Source organism: Bradyrhizobium sp. NAS96.2, from assembly GCF_001908235.1.
GTDB lineage: Bacteria > Pseudomonadota > Alphaproteobacteria > Rhizobiales > Xanthobacteraceae > Bradyrhizobium.
In genome coordinates this window covers 16262-32364 of record NZ_LGHK01000086.1, presented here as the reverse complement: position 1 = coordinate 32364, position 16103 = coordinate 16262, and the positions used below count along the sequence as shown (strand labels likewise).

Sequence of the window (16103 nt, the reverse complement as noted above, 5' to 3'; positions counted from 1 at the left end):
CGCAACCCGGCGGCGCGCGCCGCAATCATGACGGCTGCCGCCGGCGCAGCCTGGGGAATTCACAACAATAATGGCGGCTGGTGGTGGCGCCATCCGCATGGCGGCTTCGGCTGGGTCGGCCCGGTGTTCTGGCCCTATGCCTATTACGATCTCTACGATTACGCGTGGTGGGGCGACGACTACGACCCGTACTTCTGGGACTATGGCTACGGTGACATCTACACCGGCCTGTTCGGCCCCTATGACTACGATGCCCTGAGCGGCTATGCCTACTATCTGCCCGGCTACGCCGGTCCGCGGCCGTCCGTCACCGGTCGATCCGGTGCCCCCAATCAAACCAACACCCTCGCCGACATGTGCGGCAGCGACAGAAGCGATCTCGCAGGCTTCCCGATCGAGCAGTTCCGCAGCGCCATTCAGCCCAGCGCCGAGCAGAGCGCTGCGCTCGACGAGCTCGCCAGCGCATCGCAGAAGGCGTCCGAGACCATTCTCAATTCATGCCCCAAGGACGTGCCGTTGACCGCGCCGAGCCGGCTCGCCTCGATGCAGCAGCGCCTCCAGGCCATGCGCGAGGCGGTCGGCATCCTGCAACCGGCGCTGGAGAAGTTCTACGGGCTGCTCAGCGACGACCAGAAAGCCAAGGTGACCGCACTGGCGGCAGATCAGCAACGCAGCAGACGTGAAGCGACGTCAGGCAGCGGCAATTGCAACGCGGCGCAACCGGCCACCATCGCATGGCCCGGCGACGTCATCGAACGCGACGTCAGGCCGACCGACGCACAGCGGGCGAGCCTCGACGCCTTGCGGGATGCGGCGACAAAGGCCGAGGACACGTTGAAATCGTCCTGTCCGCCCGCCGACGCGCGCACGCCACCGGCACGCCTTGCGGCGGTCGGAGCAAGACTCGATGCCATGCTGCAGGCGATCGGAACGGTACGCCCGGCCCTCGACACCTTCTACAGTTCGCTCAGCGACGAGCAGAAGGCCGCGTTCGATGCGGTCGGCCCCGAGCGCGACGGCGGCAGGAGCGCAATGGCCGCCGCTGGCGGCGACGAACCGCCGCGAGGTCATCATCGCCGCCACTACCGTCACGGTCCGAATATCGGCGGCATGATCTTCCGGATGATGGGCCTGTAAGGCTCGCCGTCGCCTCTCGCATTGGCGGCATCATCTTCCGCGATGCCGCCTGCGCGCTACGGCGCGATCCAGATGCCAATCGCGATGATCGCCAATGAGACGGCAATCACGAGCACGTCGGTCGTGAGCCACTCCGGCATTCCATTTGCTGGCTGCTTGCTCATGTCCGCGACTCCCTCTGTTCGCGCCGAGCCACCATGCTGAAGCGGATAACGCACCAACGTGCGTGAAGCAGATCACACCAGACAGGAAAAAATGATTGCCAAAATTTTTCCGCGCGTCGCGCGCGCAAGTTGCGACGTACGACCTATCTTCCGCTCAGGTTTCTGAACATGTTCGACAACGCCGCCCGCTCCGGCAGACACTGGCACATCCGCGCGCATGCGGACTCGAATGGCGCAATGCCCGCTACCGCGCAGATCTGCGGCTGATCACCATCGGCAGCCCGTGCGCCGGGCGCAGCGTGATGCGCTGGAGCGGTTGCACGTCGGCGTGCGGCAGCAACCTCATCTCGAAATCGCGCATCAAAACAGCGAGCACGATGGTGGCTTCCTGCAAGGCAAACGACGCGCCGACGCAGGTCCGCGGACCTACCCCGAATGGCAGATAGGCGAACCGCGGAATTGCGTCGCGCATCTCGGGCAGGAAGCGCGACGGGTCGAACGCGTCGGGGCGGCTCCATAGCCTGCGATGGCGATGCAGGACGTAGGGCGCGATCACGATCAGGGAGCCCGCGCCGACGGCCAGATCGCCCAGCCTGTCCGCCTCGCGCGCCGTCCGGCTGAGTGCAGCGATCGGCGGATAAAGACGCAGTGCCTCCTCGATCACCGCCCTCGTCACGATCAGCCGCTCGGCGAGACCATCGGCCGGGTTGGTCAGTTCCCGCTCGGCCTCCGCCACGACGCGCTCTCGCCATTCGGACGACTGCGACAAGAGGAAGATCGACCAGGCAAGCGTGTTGGCCGTCGTCTCGTGTCCCGCGGAGAGAAAGGTGAGGATGTTGGAGCGAATCTCGCTCAGGCTCAGTTGTCGTCCGGTCGAGGGATCCGGTGAACGCAACAACAAGGTCAGCAGATCGGCCGGGCCGTCGACCGGGACCGCATGTCCTCGACATCTGGTGCCGACAATCCGGTCGATCACGGTCTCGAAGTAAGCCATCGTCGTACGCAGCCGGCGATGACCCGGGCGTGGCACGAATTTGGGCACGCCGAGCAGGTCGAGCGCACCGATGCGGCCGATCACGCTGAAATAGGCATTCATCGCCATCCGGAATTCGTCGAGATCGCCGCCGATGCCGTCAGAGAAAATCGTCAGTGCGAGCACGTTCAGCGTGACCAGCGTCATCTCGGCGGCAACATCGAGCGTGGCACTGGATCCCATCGTGGCCCATTTCGCCGACAGCTCGTTGGCGGCAACCAGCATCGGCATCGTGAAGGAGGTGACGGTACGGCGCGCGAAGATCGGAGCGAGTGTTCGCCGCTGCACGTCCCAACGTTCTCCGTCGACGCTCAGCAGACCATCGGCCAGTCCGGACGAGAGGATGCGGCGCTGGATCGTGTCCTTGGGATAATTCCTCCAATTGTCCATCAGCACACGCTTGATGGCGTGCGGGTCATGAACCACGAATACGTCGGTGAATGGCAGGCGGAGCTTGACGATGGGCTGCTGAAAGAAATCCGCGCTCCAGCACTCGAGCGGATTCCGCCGCAGCCTGGTCAGCAACTCGACAAATCCAAGCCTGCTTTGCGGAGGATGCGGGACAGGCGGGCAATAATCAGCCTCGCGGCACTGCAACATGGACCACCGTAAATAAATTCAATCTACCAGCTAATAATGACAGGAAAAACGATCGGTTCCTCAAGCCGCGTGTCGTATTGCAGCGCGAAGTGATCGCGGGCGCGGCCGCAAAAAAGGCCGGCGTCGGCGGTGGGTTGGCCTGCTGCTTCGTTCGTCGAGCTACGGCGAATGGAGCCGGTCAACCCACCTTATGCTCACGTCACAGCACCTTGCGCTGCGTCAGATTCTTCATCAACGCACCGACGCCGAACGTCCACGGCTCGCATTCGTCGCTGCCCCGCATCCGGTTGACCAGCTTACCGAGCTGGGGGGCTGCGATGGTGACGATGTCGTCGCGCTTGTGGGTGAAGCCCTCGCCCTTGGCGTCGCGGTCCTTCACCGGCGCGAACATCGTGCCGAGGAACAGCGCAAAGCCGTCGGGATATTGATGCACGGGGCCGATGGTCTGGGCGACGAGATCGGTCGGGTCGCGGCTGATCTTGGAGATCGAGGAATGGCCCTCGAGCACGAAGCCATCCGTGCCCGTCACGGTCAGGCCGACATCCATCTTCCTGACGTCGTCGAGCGAGAAGGTCTGATCGAACAGCCGGAGCAGCGGGCCGATCGCGCAGGAGGCGTTATTGTCCTTGGCCTTCGACAGCAACAGCGCCGAGCGGCCCTCGAAATCCCGCAGGTTGACATCGTTGCCGAGCGCGGCGCCGACGATCCTGCCGGCGCCGGAGACGACGAGCACGACCTCCGGCTCCGGATTATTCCAAGTCGACTTCGGATGCAGCCCGGCATCCATGCCGGTGCCGACCGACGACAGCGTCGGCGCCTTGGTGAACACTTCGGCGTCCGGACCGATGCCGACCTCCAGATACTGGCTCCAGGCGTTCTGATCGATCAGCACCTGCTTCAGCCGCATCGCCTGCTCGGAGCCCGGTTTCAGCTTGGAGAGATCGTCGCCGACCAGCCGCACCACCTCCTTGCGGATCGCCTCCGCCGAGGACGGGTTGCCGCGCGCCCGCTCCTCGATCACACGCTCCAGCATCGAGATCGCAAAGGTGACGCCGGCGGCCTTCAGCACCTGCAGGTCGACCGGCGCCAGCAGATACGGCTTGGCCGCGTCGCGGCGGTCGGGCGGCGTGTTGGCGAGGATCGTCTCGAAATCGCCGATCCGTTCACCGCGCGTGGCGCGCAATGCGCCGGCGGGATCGGCTTCCTCGCACAGCGCGCTTACGGTCGGAAAGCGCGCCGTGACGTCGAACACGCCGTCCGCCCGCACCGCGGCCACGGCCGGTCCACCCGCCTGCGGCAGCCAGACCCGTCCGACCAGCGTGCCGGCGGTGCCGTCCTCCGGCAGGACGTCTCTTGGTGTGAGCGAAATCATCGGCAACTCCCATTTTCGTGCTGTTGGCGCTTGTTAGCACAACCGTGGCACCGGCGTGAAACAGCGGACATGGCAATGTCATAGAGGGGTAACATCACCCGTCAATGCTCCCGTCGATCCATCTAACATACCGAAAGACGGACCTTCATGACCGCTCCCCACCTCACCGACGAAGCCTCCCACGAGGAAGCGTTGCGCGCCCGCATCCACCAGGAGATGGCCGACAGCCTCGACGAGGAACTCGAGCTCGAGCTCGACGACATCAGGCTCGACGAACTCGAGCACGATGGGGCCGGAAAGCCGTCGATCGACCGCAAGTTCTACTTCCGCGAATTGCTGCGGCTGCAGGGCGAGCTGGTCAAGCTGCAGGACTGGGTGCAGCACGAGAAGAAGAAGGTTGTGGTGCTGTTCGAGGGTCGCGATTCCGCCGGCAAGGGCGGCGTCATCAAGCGCATCACCCAGCGGCTCAACCCGCGCGTCTGCCGCATCGCGGCGCTGCCGGCCCCGAACGAGCGCGAGCGCACGCAATGGTACTTCCAGCGCTACGTCACGCATCTGCCGGCCGGCGGCGAGATCGTGCTGTTCGACCGCAGCTGGTACAACCGCGCCGGCGTCGAGAAGGTGATGGGGTTCTGCACCGACGAGCAGTATGAGGAGTTCTTCAACTCGGTGCCGGAATTCGAGCGCATGCTGATCCGCTCCGGCACCATCCTCCTGAAATACTGGTTCTCGATCACCGACGAGGAACAGGCGTTCCGCTTCTCGATGCGGATCCAGGATCCGCTGAAGCAGTGGAAGCTGAGCCCGATGGATGTCGAGGCGCGGACCCGCTGGGAGCTCTACACCAAGGCCAAGGAGACTATGCTGGAGCGCACGCATCTGGCGGACTCACCGTGGTGGATCGTCGATGCCGTCGACAAGAAGCGCGCCCGGCTCAACTGCATCTCGCATCTGTTGAGCCAGATCCCCTATCAGCACGTCACCCACCAACCGGTGGTGCTGCCGCCGCGGGTGCGCAACCCCGACTATCACCGCGGCCCGGTCCCGCCGGAGATGTACGTGCCGGGACGGTATTGATCCGGTCGTTTCCCCTCTCCCCGTTCTTGCGGGGGGAGGGACGCCGCGCATTTTCGGAATAATAGAATAATGCCTCTGATTTGCCCGACATGTCAAGTTGCCGTGTCGACTGCCGGCACGCGGCCGGCTCCTTTGCATGGGGTTGTTTTCGAGTTTTTTGACGGTGCGCCCCGGCGAAGGCAGGCGATGTGCGATAGCCAGGCCGCAAGCGGGGTGAGGTGAAGAGATGGGCATCTCCTCTTCGCCACGCCTACCAATGGTGCAGGCGCGCGCCCTTGCTGGCACAGGAACCCGACGCTAGGCTTCGGCGATCTGGTGCAGGGAGGCCCGCTTGACTCAATCCGACGACATCAAGATTTCCGAAGATCGCCGCGACGCGCTGCGCTATGCGCTCGGGATCGGCAGCGGCGCGGCGCTCGCGGCCGCGATGGCGACCCCGGCCGCGGCGCAGGCGCAAGCCGACAACACGCTGGATCGCATCCGCGCCAACAAGGTGCTGCGGATCGCGGTGCTGCCGGGCGAGCTGCCCTATTTCAACAAGGACCTCGCCACCGGCACCTGGTCCGGCTTCTCGATCGAGATGGCCAACGATCTGGCGAAACTGCTCGACGTCAAGCTGGAATATGTCGAGTCGACCTATGGCAATTCGATCCTCGATCTGCAGGCCAACAAGATCGACCTCGGCTTTGCGCTCAACCCGACCCCGCAGCGCGCGCTGGTGGTGGATTTCACCAATCTGGTGTTCCCGCATCCGTTCGGCGCGATGCTGAAGAAGGGGCTCGAGGCCAAGACCTGGGCCGACATCAACAAGCCGGAGGTCAAGATTGCGGTCGACGTCGGCTCGGCCAATGAGGCGGTGGCGCGGCGCTTCGCGCCGAACGCCACCATCAAGTCGCTGAAGTCGCGCGACGAGGTGATGCTGGAAATGTCGTCGGGCCGCGTCGATTGCGTGGTCAACGCGCTGGTGCTCGGGCTGACCGCGATCGCCAAGAACCCGAATCTGGGCACCTACAAGATCCTGGCCTCGCCCTCGGTGACGATCGCGAGCGGCACGGCGGTGCGACGCGAGCAGGACAAGCGCTGGCGCGATTTCCTCTCGGTGTGGATCGACTACAACCGCGGCATCGGCCAGATGCGCGAATGGTTCGTCAAGGGCCTCGGCCTCGCCGGCGTCAAGCCCGAGGACGTGCCGGTGGAGCTGAATATCTGATGCTCTGGTGTGGTTCGGTCTGAGGCTGGGCCCCTTCACCTCTCCCTTCGGGAGAGGTCGGCGCAACGCGCCGGGTGAGGGTCTCAGGTCCCACGAGAGAGCGTGACCCCTCACCCGGATCGCATTCCGCTTCGCTGTATGCGATCCGACCTCTCCCACAGGGGGAGAGGTAAGATAGATCACACCTTGTCGTAGGTCAGCCCGCGCTCCAGCCGGCGGGCCACCAGCGTCGATGGGAACAGGATCGCAAAATAGATCAACGCCACGATGGTGTAGACCTCGAGCGGCCGGTAGGTGTCGGCGTTGATCAGCGTCGCGTTGTAGACGAGATCGGGCACCGCGATGATCGAAACCAGCGAGGTGTTCTTCAGCTGCGTCACCGACTGGTTGACATAGGGCGCCATCATCGGCTTCAGCGCCTGCGGCAGGATCACGAGCCGCATCAGGCGCCAGCCGCGGAAGCCAAGCGCCTTCGCGGCGTCCCACTGCCCGACCGGCACGCTCTCGATCGAGCCGCGCACGATCTCGGCATAGAACGCACCGCCATAGAGCGACAGCACGCTGACGGCGGCGACATGCGCCGGAATGTTGACGCCGATCACGACCGGAAAGGCGTAGTAGAACCAGATGATCTGCACCAAGAGCGGCGTGCAGCGGAAGGTTTCGATATAGGCGATCAGGAGCCAGTCGATCACGGGGATGCGTCGCAGCCGCAGCATGCCGACAATCAGGCCGATCAGCGTGCCCAGGATGATGGTGCCGATCGTATAGGCGATGGTCCAGCCGAGCCCGAGCCAGAACAGGTGGCTGTACTTGGCGAGGATCCCGAAATCCCAGACGTAGTTCATCCTGCCCCTCGGTTGCCGCGCGTTCCCCTCCGCGTGGCTTGCGGCCCCAGCATCGCAGGCGGCCTCGCGCGAGTCACGCGATATACCGGCCGGGTGAAAATGCCGTCACGTCGAACGGCGGCGCTTCGCCCGCGATCATTGCCGCGATCGCGGCACCGGTTCCGGGGCCGGTGGTGAAGCCGATATGCTGGTTGCCGAAGGCAAGCCAGAGACCGCGATGCCGCGGCGCCACACCGATCATCGGCAGGCTGTCGGGCAGCGTCGGCCGCGCGCCGCGCCAGCGCTCGCCGACCGCATCGCCGAATTCGACCACGCTGCGCGCCATCGGCACGACAGATTCGAGCTGCGCATAGTTCGACGGCGCGTCGCGCGCGGTGAGTTCGACGCCGCTGGTGACGCGAATCCCCTGCTCCATCGGCGTCATCAGAAAGCTGCCCTCCGCATCATGGATCGGCCGCAGCAATTTGCGTGCCGGGTTCGGCACGAAATGCTGGTGATAGCCGCGCTCGAACGCCAGCGGCACCCGGTAGCCGAGCGGCCGCAGCAGCTCGGCCGACCACGGCCCGAGCGCGACCACGACATGGCGCGCGGCGATCTCGCCGTCGGCAAGCTGGACGCGCCAGCCATCGCCCTGCGGCGCGATCCGCCGGACCTCGGATTGCTGCACCGCGCCGCCGCCAGCGGCGAGCAACTGCGCATAGGCCTTCACCACCCCGCCCGGTGAATCGACCGATGCCGTCTGGGTGTGCAGCAGGCCGACACTATAGGCAGGGATGATGTTAGGCTCGAGCGCCGAGATTGCCTGCCGATCGAGCACCTCGCTTTTGATGCCGAACTCGGCAAGCGCCGCCTGCTCGGCCTTGACGGCCGCAAGCCCGTCGCCGCGCCACGCCTTCAGCCAGCCGGTCTCGCGGATGCGATGGCCGGCGCCGGCCTGCACGATCCAGTCGCGATGCAGCGTCAGCGACGTCCCGATCAGGCCGTGCAGCGCTGCGGCACGCGGCTTGGTCTGCGACGGTGTCGCGGCAGCGAGGAAGCGGATCACCCAGCCGGCATTGCCGAGCGCCCATGGGAGATTCCAGCGCAGCGCCGGATGCCTGTTGGTGAGATATTTCGGCAGGTTCTTCAGCAGCGCCGGCGTGTTGAGCGGCAAGATCGAGCCGGACGAGATGATGCCGGCATTGCCGTAGGAGGTTTCGCTGCCGGGCTCGCGGCGGTCGACGATGACGACCGAGAGCCCGCGCCGCCGTGCGGCAAGGCCTGCCGAGACGCCGACCATGCCGGCGCCGAGCACGACGACTTCGACCTGTTGTGCTGGCGCGCTCTCGCTCATGCCGTTACATCAAGGTCAGGCCGCCATCGACCGGCAGCGTCGCGCCGGTGATGTGGCCCGCGTCCGGCGACAGCAGGAACGCGACGACGGCGGCGACCTCGTCGGGCTCGGCCAGCCGCTGCATCGGATTGGCTTTCGCCACCCGCTCCCAGGTGGCGGTATCGAGCGCGCCGAACAGGCCGGGATCCTTCCGGGTATAGCCGGGCATCACGGCATTGGAGGTGGCACCTGATGCGGCGAGCTCGATCGCCAGCGACTTCACCAGCACTTCGAGCGCGGCCTTCGCGGCGGCCGATCCCGGATAGGTCGCACCCGGCACGAAGCGATGCGGCCCGAAGCTGGAGACCGCAACGACACGGCCTTGCGCGCCGCGCGTGAGGTCAGGCAGCGCGGCGGCCGCGATTTCATGGAATGCCGCCGCCATCACGGCGAAGGCGCGCTCCAGCGCCGCGCGCGGCAGGCTGGCGAATTCGCGGCGGTCGGCAAAGCCCGCGGCGTGCACGATCGTATCGATCGGCCCGAACGCGGCACGCGCGGCCTCAACCAGTGACGTGCCCGCGCCGGCCGCGGCGAGATCGCCGGTCTGGATCTCGACCTTCGCGCCCTTGCCGCGGCATTCCTCCGCAACCGAATTCAGCCGCGCGAGGCCGGCCGCGTCAGTGCCCTGCCCGTGCAGCATCAGGGATTGATCGGGGCCTGCGAGCCGGCGCGCGACCGCGGCGCCGATGCCGGAGCCGCCTCCCGTGATGATTGAAACGCGCATGAGGTGGGTGCTGTCAGTACTCTCGAGGACAGCGAACTATAGGTTCGATGCCGCGAAATGCAAATTGCGCTGATGGCTCCGATCCGCGGGTCCGTAGGGTGGGTTGGCGCAGCGCAACCCACCGACTTCGTGCCGCGGAGAAGATGGTGGGTTACGCTTCGCTAACCCACCCTACAAACCGTGCTCAGCGCCACGGCTCGACCAGGATCTTGGTGTGCGCCTCGGGATTGGCGAGATCGGCAAAGGCCTGCGCGACGCCGTCGATGCCGACACGGCCGGTGACCAGCGAGGCGGCATCGACCTGGCCTTCGGCGATCAGGCGCAGCGAATAGGCGAACTCCTCCGGCGTGTAGCCGAGCACGTACTGGACGTTGAGCTCCTTGATGATGCCGAGCATCGGCTCGGACTTGTCGGTCTCCATGCAGACGCCGACCACGACGACACGCGCGCTGCGCGGGGCGCCCTCGAACACCTGCTGCAACACGCCGGGCACGCCGACGCATTCAAAGATCAGCGCGGGCTTCAGCGGCGGCAGGAGCGCCTGCATCGGCGGCCGCGCCGCCTTCTCCGCTTCGGTCATCTGGGCGTGCTCGGCCCAGCTCGCATAGGGCTGCGTCTTCGCGGGATCGACCACGACATCGGCGCCCATCTTCTCGGCAAGCAGCCGCCGCGCCGGCGAATAGTCGGCGGCGACGATCGGGCCGAGCCCCTTGATCTTGAGCGCCGCGATCACCGCAAGACCGACCGGCCCGCAGCCGATCACCAGCGGCACCTCACCGCCCTGGATGTTGGCCATCGCCACCGCATGCACGCCGACCGCAAGCGGCTCGGTGAGCGCGGCGTGCTCGGCGGCAAGGCCGTTCGGCACTTCGAGCAGCAGCGGCTCGCTGAGCAGCATCTGCTCGGCATAGCCGCCGAGATAATCGTTGGAATAGCCGATGCCCTTCGGGCCCTCCGGCGTCAGCAGTGCCGGCAGCGAGCACACGCGCGTACCGGGCTTCAGCTTGCGCGCGGTGTTTGGGCCGTAATCGAGCACCTCGCAGCAGAACTCATGGCCGAATACGACGTCGCGCGACAGATCCATCGGCGTGCGGCCGGGCAGAAACTTGCTCAGCTCGACCATGCGGTGCGCGTGCTTGCGTGCATGCAGGTCGGAACCGCAGATGCCGCAGGCGAGCGACTTGACCAGCACCTGGCCGGCGCCAGGCTTCGGTTCCGGCATCTGGTCGACGACAATCTCGCCGTTTCTGAAGATCGCTGCGCGCATGTTCCCTCCCGCGTGGGTTTTGCCCCACTCATTTTGATGCGTATTTCGTCCCACGAAATACACCGTTGCGGATCAAGTCCGCGACGGGCTTTCGCCGCAGGAGGCTATAGCACGGAGGATCACCACGTATAGCGCATAACGCCCTTGCCGGCGTAGGACTGCGTCACGCCGGAGAATTCGCCCTCGAAGGTCGCGGCCGCCGACCAGCCGCTGCGCCACTTCATCTCGAGCGCGGCCGTGGTCAGCGCGGAGTCGCTGGCCTGCGCCGCGCCGTTGACTACGAAGGCCACGCCGGGCAATGCCTGGAATACAGCACCAACATTGCGGTTCGGGTTGAAGTCATGTGCCCAGGCGACGCGGCCACGCAGCGTCAGGATGCCGCTATCGACTGCGAACGACTTGTCGGAGCGGAGCCCGAGCTCGCTCCTGACGTCGGTGACGCTCTTCGCCGCATAATTCAATGCGAAGGCGCCGCCGCCGGAGACCACGCTTTCGGCATAGGCCGGCAGCTCGAAGCTGGTGAACTGCGCGGCCGCGTAAGGCGTCAGCCCGATCCACGGCGTGGCGTAGCGATAGCCGCCTTCGAGCCGGCCCGACCACGCGTTGGCGTTGAAGTTGGCGCGCAGATGATCGGTGCCCGCGGCAGTGACGATGCGATCGGTAGTGATGTCCTGCCAGCCATAGGCCAGCGCCGCGCTCAGATAGGCCGCGCCAACAGTGTGGCGAACGAAAGCACCGGCCTGGAACAGGTCGGAGCGGCCCCAGCCGAGACCATTGGTGCTGAAGCTGGTGCCGCCGCCGGCCAGCGCAACACCGGCGATCGTGTTCGGCGAGAAGCGATAATCGGCGCCGACGGCGGTGCCGTAGATGCTATTCGTCGTGTTGTTCGAGCCCAGCACCGCATTGCCGCCGGTGGCCTGCGAGCCGCCATAGCCGGCCGCCCACACACTCCAGCGCTGCGCGAAATCGAGTTGCGGCGACGGCGCCTTGGCGTAGATCGCAGCGAGCGCGTCGCGCGGCTCGGACTTGCGCGCCGCATAGGCGAGCGAGGCGCTCTCCTCGGCAAACGGCACAGCACCCGCGCCGCCATTGGCGCCGGCATCGCGTCCGGCGACGAACGGATCTGTCAACAGGCCAAGGAACTGGTTCATCGCGCTGAACGTCGCCTGCTGCGATCCGGTCGCGCCCTCGCCCGAGACCTGCGACAGGCCGTTCGGCGAGAGGCCCGCGAAGGCCACGTTGATGCCGCCATTGGCATTGAAGAAGTTCTGCAGCGTGGTGGCGACAATGTTCTGGTTGACGTTCAGCTTCGACGCTGCGCCGTAATCGAGCACGAAATTGAGATAGGCATTGTTCGCGTCATAGCCGAGCGTCGCAACCAGGCCGGACGGCAGTCCGGCTGAATCGAGGCCGGCGAACGTGCCGCTGCGGCCGCCGGTCGCCGACAGGATGGTGTATTGCTTCGCGATCGTGCTGCCGACGGCAACGCTGGCGCCGACCGAGCCGGCAAGCGTCGCGGTACCGGCCACCTTGGCTGATGTCGACGCGGAGGAATTGAGTCCGACCAGATACAGCGCACCGGATTGGAAGGCGAGATTGCCTGCCACGTTCAGAAACGAGCCCGTTGTCGCATTGCCCGGCAGCAGGATGCCGCCACTTGCAATCGTCGTATTACCGACGGTGCCGCTGCCGGAGAGCGCACCGCCCGAATTCACCGTCACCGAGCTCGACGACACGATCGAGCCGTCGACTTGCAGGACGCCGCCATTGACGACCGTGCTGCCGGTATAGGTGTTGACGCCCGACAGGGTCAGCGTGCCGCTGCCGGTCTTTTCCAGATTGCCAGGCCCAGCCGGGCCGCAGCCGCAGGGGTCGGAATCGGCGATCACGCCGCTGACATTGGTCGAGAGATTGTTGCCGCCGACCGTAAGTGTATTGCCGCCGCCGATATAGTAGATGCCCGAGCCCGCGATCGAGCCCGCCGTGATGCGGCCGTCACCGCCTGGCCCAAGGCTGCCGCCGAAATCCACGAAGCCGGTGCCGTTGGTGATGAACTGCGCGGCGCCGCCGGTCGAATTGCCTGCGAATTTGGCGTTGGCACCGCTCGCGGTGGTGATCGTGGCGTTGCCGGCCGTTGCGTAGGCGTCAAACATCAGCGCGCTGCCGGAACGGTTGACGATCGTGGCGTTGCCCGCGGTCGGAGCTTCCGTCAAGCTGAAGCCCGACGTGCCGAAATAGGTCAACCCGCTATTGTCGATCGTCGCGTTCGCCGCGGTGCTGTTCTGGAAGAAAGCGATGTAGCCGGTCGCGGTCGTGGCGATCGTCGCCGACCCGGCCGACGAGAATTCGAAAAACTGTGTCGAGCCGCCATTGTTGCCATTGGTGATGGTGGCCTGACCGGCATTGGTGTGGCCCAGGAACACGACGCCGCCGCCATCATGGTTGTCGAACACGGCCTTGCCGGCCGTGCTGGTGTCCGAGCCACCGGGAGGACCAAGCGCGTCGCCGAACACTACGGTCCCGCCGTTGGTGTTGGTGAAGGTGGCATTGCCGGCAGAACTGGTGTCGCGGAAGATCGTCAGGGCACCGTTGCTATTGCTCACGGTCGCGTTGCCCGCGGTGCTGCTGTCGCGAAACTCCATGACGCCGGAATTCACGTTGACGATCGTCGCCGTCGACGCCGTCGTGGAATTGTGGAACGTCGTGGTGGCGATCCCGCTGAAGCCATCGTTGACGATCCTGGTGATTCCCGCCGTGTTGGCATTGACGATGTCGAGCTTGCCGTCGACGACGACGTCGCCGACGATAGAGGCGGTGTGGCCGGCATCGCCGAGTTGCAATGTCGCGCAATCGCAGATCGAGGTTCCGCCGGTATAGGTGTTGGTACCGAGCAGCACCACGCGGCCGAGGCCGCCCAAGGAGTCCAGCACCGTCAGCTTGCCGGAGCCGTTGCCGTCGGCGATGTTGCCGGCGATCGTGAGCGTTACGCCGTTGGCGTCGATCGCGCTGCCGATCGCCGACGTGTTGATCTTGAAATTATTGGCAAAGGTCAGATTGCTCAGGCCATCGGCCTGGAACGAGGCGTTGTCGAGCGTGACCGTGCCTGACCCGACCGACTTGTTGTTGGTCACCTGCACATTGGTGCCCTGCACAAGCGTGCCGCCTGAATAAGTGTTGACGCCGGACAGCACCGTGAGGCCACCACCGGTCGTATCCGTCAGTCGCAACACGCCGGTGCCGGCGTTGCCGTTGGCGATGACGCCCGCCAGCGTCAGCACCACGCCCTTGTTATCAACGCCGCCGCCTGGCGCGTTAATGTTGAAGCTGTTGGTGAAGGTCAGATCGCTGGCGCCGTTGGCCTGGAAGACGCCGCCGTCGAGGGTCACTATTCCCGAGCCGACCGAATGGTTATTGGTCACCTGCACCGTGCCGGCTGAGATCTGCGTCCCGCCGGTGTAGGAGTTGTTGCCGGACAGGATCAGCGTGCTTGCGCCGAGCTGCTTCACCTGGGCGACAGGGGAAGTTTCGCCGATATTGTTTGAAATGGAAATCGTCTGCGACGCATTGGCGAGGTTGAAGATGCCCCAGACGCCCGAGCCGAATTTGATGTCCGCTCCGCTCACCGTATAGGATTGCGAGTTCTCGGTGAACGTCCAGGAGTACGGTGTGATCGCGCTGGTGACGTTGATCGTGGCCGACCCCACCGCATCGAAAATCGCGACCTGACCATTCGTCACCGGCGGTGCGCCGGCCGGCGGATTCGACCAGTTGGTCGCAACGCTGTAGTTCGACGTCGCGGTCGTGCTACCGGAGCCGCCCCAAGTGTAGATCTGAGCTTGTGCCGGATCTATTGTAAGCAGGCTTACGGCGGCGAAAGCACAAAACAGCAATGCTGCGAGGCCTCGGTGCAACCGGCGCCGAAACGACAAATGAAAACGCACTGCAACTACCCCAATGCCCCGCGCTCTGCGGCCCTAAAGCGCGCAACCTAGCATGTGCGTCCCGGGATGACTTGGAGATCGCGTTCTGGTCTCCTGCGCGAACGGGAAAACCGGCTCTTTCCGGGCCGATAGTTGCACCCGTGCAACGCTAGTAAAGTAAACTTCTCAATCTGTGCACGATGTCGCAGGGGCGTCGCACCCCTCATGCGCCTTCGGGCTATGATACCAATTGCCGCGATTCTCGCACGGCTGGCTCGCCATTCAGGCGTTTGGCGACGGCTCGCCGGCCGCGGTCAGCAACTGCGACCGTCTGACGCGCTCGCGGTGCGCAGTGTAGAGGCCCGAGGCGACGATGAAGCCGGCGCCGAGGATAGTCCAATGGTCGGGCACTTCGCCGAAGATCAGGAAGCCGAGGATGCTGACCCAAAGCAGCTGCGTGTAGGAGAACGGCGCGAGCACCGACGCATCGCCATAGCGGAACGCCAGCACCACGATCCACTGTCCGACGGTGGAGGCAACGCCGATCAGGATGCCGAACATGATGTCGTGCCAGCTCGGCGTGACCCAGACGAACGGCACCAGCGCGCTGACGATGGCGACGCCGACAATCGACGAATAGGTCATCACCGTGATCGGGCGTTCGCTGCCGCTCATCATGCGCGTCAGGATCAGCGTGCCGGCCCACGCCAGCGCGGAGACGATCGGGAAGATCGCGGCGGGATGGAAGGCGCTGGTGCCCGGTCGCAGGATGATGAACACGCCGGCAAGACCGACCGCGGTCGCGATCCAGCGACGCATGCCGACCTTCTCGCCAAGGAACGCGATCGACAGCGCGGTGACGAACAGCGGCGAGACGAAGCTCGTGGCCGAGGCCTCGGCGATCGGCAGGAAGCCGAGCCCCGTGATGAAGATCAGCGACGAGCCGAGCAGCGCGGCGCCGCGCAGCACATGCAGGCCGGGACGGCTGCTGCGCAATGCGAACAGCGGCGTGCCCGGCAGCATCGCCGGCGTCATGATTAGCGCGAACACCAGGAAGCGGATCCAGGCGATCTCGATCGAAGGCAGCGAGGACGAGAGATATTTCGCGGTGACGTCGGAGGTGCCCAAAAACACCGTCGACAGCAGGATCAGCGCAATGCCCTTGAACGGCCGGTCGGTGCGCGCCGGCGCCTTGCTGCGAGCGACGCTAGTCTTTGCGGGCGCTGTCTTTGCGGGCAATGAAAGGGGAACGCTGTCCAGCCTGGCGGCTACGGCGGGGGGGCGGTGTCACGGCAATCTCGAAGGCGAAATAAGGGGAATCTGCCTTCGTACAAAACGCCAATTCCGCCGCGAGAACAATGCCCGAAAACGGGACTCCG

11 protein-coding genes are annotated in these 16103 nt (G+C 65.3%); 3 read left to right on the top strand and 8 right to left on the bottom strand.

Annotated elements, in window-relative coordinates; all coding sequences use genetic code 11:
* The coding region (locus AC628_RS20015; RefSeq protein ID WP_083633021.1) for a Spy/CpxP family protein refolding chaperone at positions 1-1137 on the top strand (1137 nt) is incomplete at its 5' end.
* 408 nt (positions 1138-1545) lie between these two features.
* Here the strand turns inward: AC628_RS20015 and AC628_RS20005 are convergent.
* Complete coding sequence (locus tag AC628_RS20005) at positions 1546-2859, bottom strand: cytochrome P450 (RefSeq protein WP_245321236.1); 1314 nt, start codon at positions 2857-2859, stop codon at positions 1546-1548.
* A gap of 274 nt (positions 2860-3133) precedes the next feature.
* The gene (locus tag AC628_RS20000; RefSeq protein ID WP_074128496.1) at positions 3134-4306 is read right to left on the bottom strand and encodes a fumarylacetoacetate hydrolase family protein; all 1173 of its coding nucleotides are present in this window, start codon (positions 4304-4306) and stop codon (positions 3134-3136) included.
* A gap of 147 nt (positions 4307-4453) precedes the next feature.
* Between AC628_RS20000 and ppk2 the strand changes: the two genes are divergently transcribed.
* Both ppk2 and AC628_RS19990 read left to right on the top strand, forming a co-directional pair.
* A complete protein-coding gene (gene ppk2, locus AC628_RS19995; protein WP_074128495.1) occupies positions 4454-5383 on the top strand; it encodes a polyphosphate kinase 2 in 930 nt (309 codons plus the stop codon).
* A gap of 331 nt (positions 5384-5714) precedes the next feature.
* Entirely contained in the window at positions 5715-6593 is an 879-nt protein-coding gene (locus AC628_RS19990; protein WP_074128494.1) for a transporter substrate-binding domain-containing protein, read from the top strand.
* A gap of 179 nt (positions 6594-6772) precedes the next feature.
* Here the strand turns inward: AC628_RS19990 and AC628_RS19985 are convergent, their stop codons facing one another.
* From AC628_RS19985 to AC628_RS19960, 6 genes are all read right to left on the bottom strand, one after another.
* Positions 6773-7441, bottom strand: a complete 669-nt coding sequence (locus tag AC628_RS19985; protein WP_074128493.1) for an amino acid ABC transporter permease — start codon at positions 7439-7441, stop codon at positions 6773-6775.
* A gap of 73 nt (positions 7442-7514) precedes the next feature.
* Positions 7515-8774: an NAD(P)/FAD-dependent oxidoreductase gene (locus AC628_RS19980; RefSeq protein ID WP_074128492.1), complete on the bottom strand. Its 1260-nt coding sequence runs from the start codon at positions 8772-8774 to the stop codon at positions 7515-7517.
* 4 nt (positions 8775-8778) lie between these two features.
* Positions 8779-9537, bottom strand: a complete 759-nt coding sequence (locus AC628_RS19975; RefSeq protein ID WP_074128491.1) for an SDR family NAD(P)-dependent oxidoreductase — start codon at positions 9535-9537, stop codon at positions 8779-8781.
* A 184-nt stretch (positions 9538-9721) separates the two neighbouring features.
* Entirely contained in the window at positions 9722-10804 is a 1083-nt protein-coding gene (locus tag AC628_RS19970; RefSeq protein ID WP_074128490.1) for a zinc-binding dehydrogenase, read from the bottom strand.
* Between the two features lie 119 nt (positions 10805-10923).
* Entirely contained in the window at positions 10924-14694 is a 3771-nt protein-coding gene (locus AC628_RS19965; protein ID WP_074128489.1) for an autotransporter domain-containing protein, read from the bottom strand.
* 312 nt (positions 14695-15006) lie between these two features.
* Positions 15007-15963, bottom strand: a complete 957-nt coding sequence (locus AC628_RS19960) for a DMT family transporter (protein ID WP_074128488.1) — start codon at positions 15961-15963, stop codon at positions 15007-15009.
* Positions 15964-16103: the final 140 nt, after the last annotated feature.